The organism is uncultured Ralstonia sp., from assembly GCA_913056305.1.
Taxonomy (GTDB): Bacteria; Pseudomonadota; Gammaproteobacteria; order Burkholderiales; family Burkholderiaceae; genus Ralstonia.
In genome coordinates this window covers 1-8,799 of sequence record CAJXMR010000193.1, presented here as the reverse complement: position 1 = coordinate 8,799, position 8,799 = coordinate 1, and the positions used below count along the sequence as shown (strand labels likewise).

Annotated in this window: 9 protein-coding genes and 1 pseudogene; 9 read left to right on the top strand and 1 reads right to left on the bottom strand. The window is 67.7% G+C overall.

Annotated features, from left to right (window positions below; translation table 11 throughout):
• The 4 genes and pseudogenes from QZ609_RS21240 to QZ609_RS21225 form a co-directional block, all read left to right on the top strand.
• Positions 1 to 581: pseudogene (locus tag QZ609_RS21240) on the top strand (DNA polymerase III subunit delta'); the annotation flags it as partial.
• A gap of 54 nt (positions 582 to 635) precedes the next feature.
• A complete protein-coding gene (locus QZ609_RS21235) occupies positions 636 to 1,025 on the top strand; it encodes a PilZ domain-containing protein (RefSeq protein ID WP_295499241.1) in 390 nt (129 codons plus the stop codon).
• Between the two features lie 51 nt (positions 1,026 to 1,076).
• Positions 1,077 to 1,880 (top strand): TatD family hydrolase, encoded by an 804-nt coding sequence (locus QZ609_RS21230; protein ID WP_295499239.1) that lies wholly within the window; start codon positions 1,077 to 1,079, stop codon positions 1,878 to 1,880.
• Positions 1,864 to 2,715 (top strand): ankyrin repeat domain-containing protein, encoded by an 852-nt coding sequence (locus QZ609_RS21225; protein WP_295499236.1) that lies wholly within the window; start codon positions 1,864 to 1,866, stop codon positions 2,713 to 2,715. The genes QZ609_RS21230 and QZ609_RS21225 overlap by 17 nt, the downstream gene beginning before the upstream one ends.
• Positions 2,716 to 2,733: 18 nt before the next feature.
• On the opposite strand, the gene egtB is transcribed toward QZ609_RS21225, so the two are convergent.
• Positions 2,734 to 4,038: an ergothioneine biosynthesis protein EgtB gene (gene egtB, locus QZ609_RS21220; RefSeq protein WP_295499234.1), complete on the bottom strand. Its 1,305-nt coding sequence runs from the start codon at positions 4,036 to 4,038 to the stop codon at positions 2,734 to 2,736.
• 236 nt (positions 4,039 to 4,274) lie between these two features.
• Between egtB and QZ609_RS21215 the strand changes: the two genes are divergently transcribed.
• The 5 genes from QZ609_RS21215 to QZ609_RS21195 form a co-directional block, all read left to right on the top strand.
• A complete protein-coding gene (locus tag QZ609_RS21215) occupies positions 4,275 to 5,351 on the top strand; it encodes a LacI family DNA-binding transcriptional regulator (RefSeq protein ID WP_295499232.1) in 1,077 nt (358 codons plus the stop codon).
• Positions 5,348 to 6,379 (top strand): ABC transporter substrate-binding protein, encoded by a 1,032-nt coding sequence (locus tag QZ609_RS21210; RefSeq protein ID WP_295499229.1) that lies wholly within the window; start codon positions 5,348 to 5,350, stop codon positions 6,377 to 6,379. The genes QZ609_RS21215 and QZ609_RS21210 overlap by 4 nt, the downstream gene beginning before the upstream one ends.
• Before the next feature lie 2 nt (positions 6,380 to 6,381).
• A complete protein-coding gene (locus QZ609_RS21205; protein WP_295499226.1) occupies positions 6,382 to 7,245 on the top strand; it encodes an ABC transporter permease in 864 nt (287 codons plus the stop codon).
• A complete protein-coding gene (locus QZ609_RS21200; RefSeq protein WP_295499224.1) occupies positions 7,242 to 8,039 on the top strand; it encodes an ABC transporter permease in 798 nt (265 codons plus the stop codon). The genes QZ609_RS21205 and QZ609_RS21200 overlap by 4 nt, the downstream gene beginning before the upstream one ends.
• Positions 8,036 to 8,799: ABC transporter ATP-binding protein (locus tag QZ609_RS21195; RefSeq protein ID WP_295499222.1), on the top strand; the 764-nt coding region annotated here is incomplete at its 3' end. The genes QZ609_RS21200 and QZ609_RS21195, both read left to right, overlap by 4 nt.

Here is an 8,799-nt window from a genome sequence, read left to right as displayed (position 1 = left end):
TGCTCAAGACGCTGGAAGAGCCGCCGCAGAACACCGTCTTCCTGCTGGTGACGGACCGCATTGACCGCATCTTGCCGACCATCCTGTCGCGCTGCCGGCAGTTTCCGCTGCAGCCGCCGCAGCCAGCCGCCGCACGCCAGTGGCTGGAGCGGCAGGGCGTGCCGCACGCGCAGAGCCTGCTGGCCGAGTTCGGCAACGCGCCGCTGGCCGCGCTGCAGGCAGCCGAATCGGAAGACCGCCCGTTGCTGCAATTCCTGCTGGAACAACTCGGCCAAGGTCCCAAATTCGATGCGCTGGCCACGGCCGATCACCTGCAAAAATTGTCGGTCCCCGCCGTTCTCAGTACCATGCACCGATGGGTATTTGATCTGATGGCAGCGCGGCTGGCGGGCCAACCGCGCTACTTTCCGGGCCAGGGCGATGCACTGCAGCGCTGCGCCCTGGCGATCCCGCTGGACCGGCTGGAACGCTTCGCGCGTGCCTTGCCGGAGCGGCGCCGCACCGAGCAGCATCCGCTGGCTGCTCGGCTGGTCATCGAAAGCTTGTTGTTGGAGTACCGGCAGCTATTTCCGGCTGCCTGAACTTAAAAAACGTCTGGAAACTCTGTGAGCACAGCACCTCTTCGTACGCCCGGCATGCCGGTCACTCCCGGCGCGCCCGCAGCACCCGGCACGGCCGCTGGCGCCCCGACGCGCCCGGGCATCGTTTCCCTGGCGATCAAGGATGAAGCCGGCCTGCACGCCGCCTACATGCCGTTCCTGAAGAACGGCGGCATCTTCGTGCCGACCCAGCGCCCGTACCGTATCGGCGAGGACGTCTTCCTCGTGCTGTCGCTGCTGGACCGCCCGCAGAAGTACCAGGTGGCCGGCAAGGTGGCCTGGATCACGCCGGTGGGCACGCCCAACAAGACGCCCGGCATTGGCGTGCACCTGGGCGAAGACGAACCGTGCCGCGTGCTGCGCCGCGTGGTCGAGGAAATCCTGGGCAAGCAGATCAACTCGCAGCGCCCCACGCAAACGCTTTGATGCATGCTGATGCGGCGCGTGAGATTTGCGCTGTAACTTACTGATTATTCGATGTTTGTCGACTCACACTGCCACATCAATTTCCCCGACCTGCGCGCGCGCTTGCCGGAACTGCTGACCCGCATGCGCGAGAACCGCGTCACGCATGCGCTGTGCATCTCCGTCACGCTGGAAGACTTCCCCAGCGTGCTGGAGATCGCCGAGCAGGAGCCGAACATCTACGCCACCGTGGGCGTGCACCCGGATGCCGAGGCCGACGTCGAGGAAGGCACGCGCATCGAGGAGCCGACGCTTGCGCGCCTGCTGGCGCTGGCCGACCACCCGCGCGTGGTCGGCATCGGCGAGACCGGCCTCGACTACTACCGCCTGGGCGATCGCACCGTCGCGGAGATGGAATGGCAGCGCGAACGCTTCCGCACGCATATCCGCGCGTCGAAGCAGACCGGCAAGCCGCTGGTGATCCACACCCGCTCGGCGGCTAACGATACGCTGGCCATCATGCGCGAAGAGGATGCCCAGGCCGCGCGCGGCGTCATGCACTGCTTTACCGAGAGCTGGGAGGTGGCCCGCGCCGCGCTGGACCTGGGCTTCTACATCTCGTTCTCGGGTATCGTCACGTTCAAGAACGCGGTGGACCTGCAGGAAACCGCCAGGAAGGTGCCGCTGGACCGCATGCTGATCGAAACCGACTCGCCGTACCTGGCGCCGGTGCCGTTCCGCGGCAAGACCAACGAGCCGGCCTATGTGCGCCACGTGGGCGAGTTCCTCGCCACGCTGCGCGGCGAGCCGCTGGACCGCATCGCCAGCGTCACGACCGAGAATTTCTTCAATCTATTCAATGCAATACCGCGATAATTTGAAGCTGATGATGAAGCAGATTGCGCTGGCGGCCGGGCTGGCGGTGATGCTGTCGGGCGCGGCACGCGCCACGCCGCAGGATGATCTGCGCAATGCGGTCGAATACAACCGTCCTGCGCTGGTGCAAAAGCTGGTCGCCCAGGGCATCGACCCGAACCTGACCACGCACGATGGCACGCCGCTGCTGGTGGACGCCCTCAAAGACAAGAACATCGATGTAGCCGAGGCGCTGATCCGCGCCAAGAACCTCGATTTCGAGCGCACCAACGCCGCCGGCGAGAACGCGCTGATGATGGCTGCCTACCAGGGCCTGCTGCCCATGGTGAAGCTGATGGTCGAGACGTACGACGTCGAGGTCAACAAGACCGGCTGGACCGCGCTGCACTACGCGGCCACCAATGGCTACGACGACATCGTCAAATACCTGCTCGACCACGCCGCCTATATCGACGCGGAAAGCCCGAATGCCACCACGCCGCTGATGATGGCGACCATGAGCGGCCACATCACCACCGTCAAGCTGCTGCTGGATGAGGGCGCGGACATGAACCTGCGCAACCAGCAGAAGATGGACGTGATCGACTTCGCCAAGCGGTATCACCAGGACGAGATTGCCGCCGGGCTGGAATCGCGCCGGCGCAAGCTGGCGGAGCAGGGTGCCAAGCCGGCGCCGGTTCCGCCAGCGGCTCCTTCCGCGCAGCCCGTTGCACCCGTGGCGCCCGACGTGCCGACACCGATGCCGGCCGCCGTCGACGGCGAGGGCACCAGCGGCCTGCCGGGCTCGCTCGGCGACCACAAGAGCGTGCCGCCGCCGGATCGGCGCGGAGGCTGATCGGATTGCCCAGCCTGCTTACCCGCGCCGCGCCAGCCGCACCCCGGTGAACTGCCACCGCTGGTGCGGATAGAAGAAGTTGCGGTACGTCGCCCGCAGGTGCCCCTCCGGCGACACGCACGAGCCGCCGCGCAGCACCATCTGGCTGCACATGAACTTGCCGTTGTATTCGCCCACCGCGCCTGGCGCCGGCTGGAAGCCGGGGTATGGGCCATACGGGCTGGCGGTCCATTCCCACACGTCCCCATACATCTGGCGCAGGCCGCCCGCCTTGGGCGCACCTTGGTCAGGCAAGGGCCGCAATGCCCCCAGTGACGCGCTGCGGCCGACGAAGTTGCCTTGTACCGGCAGCCCCTCGGCGGCGTGTTCCCATTCGGCCTCGGTCGGCAGGCGGGCGCCGGCCCAGCGGGCGTAGGCGTCGGCCTCGTAGAAGCTGACGTGCGTCACCGGGGCATCGAGGTCGACCGGCTCCAGGCCGCGCAGCGACATCTGCCGCCACCCCTCCGATTCATCTGCGCGCCAATACAGCGGGGCGTCGATGCCCTCGCGCTGCACCCAGGCCCAGCCGTCGGACAGCCACAGCGCCGGTTGACGGTAGCCGCCGTCCTCCATGAAGGCGATCCACTCACGATTGGCGACGGGGTGCGCGGCAAGCGCATACGGCTCCAGCCACACCGTATGGCGAGGGCCTTCGCAATCGAACATGAAGTCGGCGCCATCGTCGGTCTTGCCGATCTGGACGGCACCGCCGTCGCAGGCGACCCAGCCGGGCTGGGTGCTGCCGGTGCGGGCCGACGCGGGGCGCACCGCGGCGTAGGCTGGGCATAGCGGGTTCTGCGCAAACAGGTGCAGCAGGTCGGTCAGCAGCAGCTCCTGGTGCTGTTGCTCATGGTGCAGGCCGAGCGTGACCAGCCGCGCGGCCCGCGCCGAGACACCATCGGCCAGCAGGCGCCGCATGGCCGCATCAACCTGGGTTCGATAGGCGCGCACCTCGTCGAGCGTCGGGCGCGTGAGCATGCCCCGGCGCGGACGCGGGTGCCGTGCGCCGACGGCCTCGTAGTACGAGTTGAAGAGATAGCGGTAGCGTGCGTCCGGCGAACGGTAGCCGGGCACAGTGGGGCCGAGGATGAATTCCTCGAAAAACCACGTGGTGTGGGCGAGGTGCCATTTGGCGGGGCTGGCGTCGTCCATCGACTGGACAGTGGCGTCGGCGTCGGACAGCGGCGCGGCCAGGGCCAGCGACTGCGCGCGGACCGCGTCGTACTGCGGCAGCAGGCTGGGCAGGGTAGCGGCGGGCGCATCGAAGGCGGGCAGTACACGCATGGCGTCTCCAGATAGGCGGCAAGGACAGCCCCAGCAAGCGGGCCACACGCGCGACTTCTCGCTCAGGCGCCACGCTTCCCCGGTTTGGTAAGAAGCATATTCGAGCTTTGTCACTTTGCGTTGCGCGAATGTGCGTATGCAGCGTTGCGGGGCATCGCGCTGCAACATCGATTGTCATGAAACGTTCACCACCGCCACCTAGGATGTAAACGTTTACAAATCCAGGCGAGGACGTTGTGGCAAGCAGCATCAAGGATGTGGCAACGCGCGCCGGCATTTCCATCGCCACGGTCTCGCGGGCGGTCAATACGCCGGAGCGCGTGAGCGCAGAGACGCTCGCCCGCGTGCAGGCGGCCATGGATGCGTTGCAGTACCGCCCCAACGCACTGGGCCGCCAGTTGCGCGCCGTGCGCACGGGACTGCTGGGCGTGGTGTTGCCGTCGCTGGCCAACCCGGTGTTTGCCGAGTGCATGCAGGGCATCGACGAGGCCGCGTCCGCCGCCGGCCAGCGCGTCATGCTCATGACCACCGCCTATGACCGTAACCGCGAGGCCCGGGCGATCGAGACCATGCTCGAGCAGCGCGTCGACGGCCTGATCCTGACCGTGGCCGATGCCGCCGCCAACCCGCACCTGGACCGCCTGGACGCCGAGCGCGTGCCTTACGTGCTGGTCTACAACGACACCTACGGCCAGCCGCGCATCCCAGCGCGCTGCTGCGTGACGGTCGACAACCGCGCCGCCGCGCGCGATGCCATCCGCGCCTTGCTTGCCCAGGGGCATCGCCAGATCCGCATGCTCACGGGCACGCTGTCCGCCTCCGACCGTGCCGCGCTACGCCATGTCGGCTACCGCGAGGCGCTCGAAGCCGCCGGCATCGCCCCGCAGCCGCCGGTCGAGATCGACTTCAACGCCGACGCCATGCTGCCCGCCGAGTTGGCCCGCCTGCTCGCGCCGCCACGCCCGACCGCTATCTTCTGCAGCAACGACCGCCTGGCCCTGCTGACGATCCGCTCGCTGCGCGAGATGGGCCTGCGCGTGCCGGAAGACGTGAGCGTGATCGGCTTCGACGGTCTCGCGATCGGGCAGTGGCTCTCGCCCACGCTGGCCACGGTCGCGCAGCCGCACCGCCAGATCGGCACCGATGCCGCCCAGGCGCTGGCCCGCCGCATTGGCGGCGAAGCGGTGCCCTCGATCACACTGCCGCACCGGCTGCTGGCCGGCGGCACGCTGGCCAAGGCGCCTGCCGCCGCGTCCGCTTCGCTTTCTGTTGCTTCTTCCCTCACGTCTGATACGCAAGGAGCGTCTCGATGAAACGTCTCGTTCAATGGCTGCGCGCGTGCGGCCTCGTGGCTGCTGGCGCCTTCGCGCTGGCAGCGCCGGTGCAGGCCCAGTCGACCGGCCAACAGGTGGCCATCTGCTACAACTGCCCGCCGGAATGGGCTGACTGGGCCAGCCAGATCAAGGCCATCAAGGACAAGACCGGCATCACCGTGCCGTTCGACAACAAGAACTCCGGCCAGGCCATCGCGCAGATGCTGGCGGAAAAGGCCCACCCGGTGGCCGACGTCGCCTACCTGGGCATCACGTCCGCCTACCAGGCCAAGGACAAGGGCCTGGTCGCCAACTACAAGCCCAAGCACTGGGAAGACATCCCGGCGGGCATGAAGGACCCGGACGGCGCGTTCTTCTCGATCCACTCGGGCACGCTCGGCTTCTTCGTCAACAAGGACGCGCTGGAAGGCAAGCCCGTGCCGCGCTCGTGGAAGGATCTGCTCAAACCCGAATACAAGGGTATGGTCGGCTACCTGGACCCGAGCAGCGCCTTCGTCGGCTACGTGGGCGCCGTGGCGGTCAACCAGGCGCTGGGCGGCACGCTGGACAACTTCGGCCCGGCCATCGAGTGGTTCAAGCAGCTGAAGAAGAACACGCCGATCGTGCCGAAGCAGACCGCCTACGCGCGCGTCGTCGCCGGTGAAATCCCCATCCTGCTCGACTACGACTTCAACGCCTACCGCGCCAAGTACAAGGACCACGCCAACGTGGAGTTCGTGATCCCGCAGGAAGGCTCGATCGCCGTGCCGTACGTGATGAGCCTGACCGCCGGCGCGCCGCATTCCGACAACGCCAAGAAGGTGCTGGACTTCGTGCTGTCGGACGAAGGCCAGGCGCTGTGGGCCAACGCCTACCTGCGCCCGGTGCGCGCCAACGCCATGAGCAAGGAAGCCGCCTCCCGCTTCCTGCCGGCCAGCGAATACGCCCGCGTGAAGACGGTGGACTTCAACAAGATGGCGGCCGGCCAGCAGGCGTTCGGCACGCGTTATCTGGACGAGGTCCGCTGAGCATGCCTGCAGCCGCTGCCCGATCCACCCCACCCACATTACGGGACGATGCCGTGCTGCCCGCGCGGTGGCGGGTGGCGCTGCTGGCGCCGGCCGTCGCGCTGTTCTGCGCGTTCTGGCTGCTGCCCATGGCGGCGCTCCTGCGCGTGAGCGGCAGCGAAGGCCTGATCGCCACCTACACGGCGGCGCTGACCACGTCGCGCTACTTGAGCAGCCTGCTGTCGACGGTGGTGTTGTCGGCAGCGGTGACGTTGGCAACGTTGGTGCTGTCGACCATCGCCGGGCTGTTCCTAGTGCGCCACAACGTGCCGGGCAAACGGCTAATCACTGCGATGCTGACCTTCCCGCTGGCCTTCCCGGGCGTGGTGGTCGGCTTCATGGTGATCCTGCTGGCCGGGCGCCAGGGCCTGCTGGGCGACCTGACGCACAAGCTGACCGGCGAGAAATGGGTCTTCGCCTATTCCATCGGCGGCCTGTTCCTCGGCTACCTGTACTTCTCGATCCCGCGCGTGGTGCTGACGGTGATGGCGGCGGCGGAAAAGCTCGATCGCTCGCTGGAAGAAGCGGCGCGCTCGCTGGGTGCGTCGTCGTGGCAGGTGACGCGCGACGTGCTGGTGCCGGGGCTGGCGCCAGCGCTCATCGCCTCCGGGGCGATCTGTTTTGCGACGTCGATGGGCGCGTTCGGCACGGCCTTCACGCTCGCCACCGACATCGATGTGCTGCCGATGACGATCTATACCGAGTTCACGCTGAATGCGGGCATTGCGATGGCGGCGGCGCTCTCCGTCGTGCTGGGCGTGGTGACGTGGCTGGTGCTGGCGATAGCGCGTACCGCGAGCGGTGGGCAAGCAGGGGCGGCAGCATGAGGCGCGCACTATCCCTGGGCCAATGGCTGGTCACGTTGCTGCTGTGCTTGTTCCTGATCGTGCCCGTCGTGCTGTCGATGGCCGTGGGCCTGACGCGCAACTACATCCGCGGCTTCAAGAGCGGTTGGACCTTCGACTGGGTCGCCCAGGTGTGGGAGACCTACCACACGTCGATCTGGATGTCGCTGCTGGTAGCGCTGTGCACGCTGGTGATCGTGCTGGCGGCGGGCGTGCCAGCGGGCTATGTGCTGGCCCGGCGCCAGAGCCGCACCAGCCGCCTGATCGAGGAATTCCTGACGCTGCCCGTGGCGCTGCCCGGGCTGGCGACGGCGCTGGGGCTGATCGTGGCTTATGGCGGCTTTGGCGGCTTTCGCGAGAGCCTGTGGTTCATTGTCGTCGGGCACGTGGTGTTCACGCTGCCGTTCATGGTGCGCTCGGTGGCGGCGGTGTGTGCGGGGCAGAACCTGCGCACGCTGGAGGAGGGCGCGGCCAGCCTGGGCGCGTCGTTCTGGCAGCGTTTTTGCACCATCGTGCTGCCCAACGTGCAGCCCGGCATCCTGGCCGGCGCGTTGACGGTGGTGACGCTCTCGGTGGGCGAGTTCAACCTGACCTGGATGCTGCACACCCCGCAGACCAAGACCCTGCCGGTCGGCTTGGCCGACACCTATGCGTCGATGCGCCTGGAGATTGCCAGCGCCTATACGCTGATCTTCTTCGTCATGATCGTGCCGCTGCTGGTGCTGATGCAGCGTTTCGGTGGCATGCGCACGAACTCCGGAAAACCGTCCCGATGAGTCACGAACCCCTCCATCTCGCCCCCGTACCGATCCAGTTGCGCGGCTGCGGCAAGCACTTCGGCGGCCAGCGCGTGCTGGACCCGCTCGACCTCGACATCGGCGCCGGCGAGACCGTCGTCCTGCTCGGCCCCTCGGGCTGCGGCAAGACCACCACGCTGCGCATCGTCGCCGGGCTGGAGGCGCCGGATGCCGGCGGCACCGTGCGCTTTGGCGACGAGGACGTCACCGCGCGCCCGATCGAGCGCCGCCGCGTCGGCATGGTGTTCCAGAACTACGCGCTGTTCCCGAACCTGAGCGTGCGCGGCAACGTGGAGTACGGCCTGCGTATCCAGCGTCGCCAGAACGGCTTGTCCGATGCGCAGATCAGCGCCCGGGCGAATACGCTGCTGGAGATGATGCACCTCACGCCGTATGCCGACCGCGCCGTCGACCAGCTCTCCGGCGGCCAGCGCCAGCGCGTGGCCCTGGCGCGCGCCCTGGCACCCGAGCCGCGCGTGCTCCTGCTCGACGAACCGCTCACGGCACTCGACGCCAAACTGCGCGAATCCGTGCGCGCCGAGATGGACCGCCTGCTGCGCGGCCTGGGCATCACGACCATCTACGTCACGCACGACCAGGAAGAGGCGATGGCCCTGGCCGACCGCATCGTCGTCATGGAAGCCGGCCGCATCGCGCAGATCGGCACGCCGCGCGAGATCTACTTCCAGCCGGCCAACCGGCACGTGGCGGATTTCATCGGCATCATGAACCGGCTCGA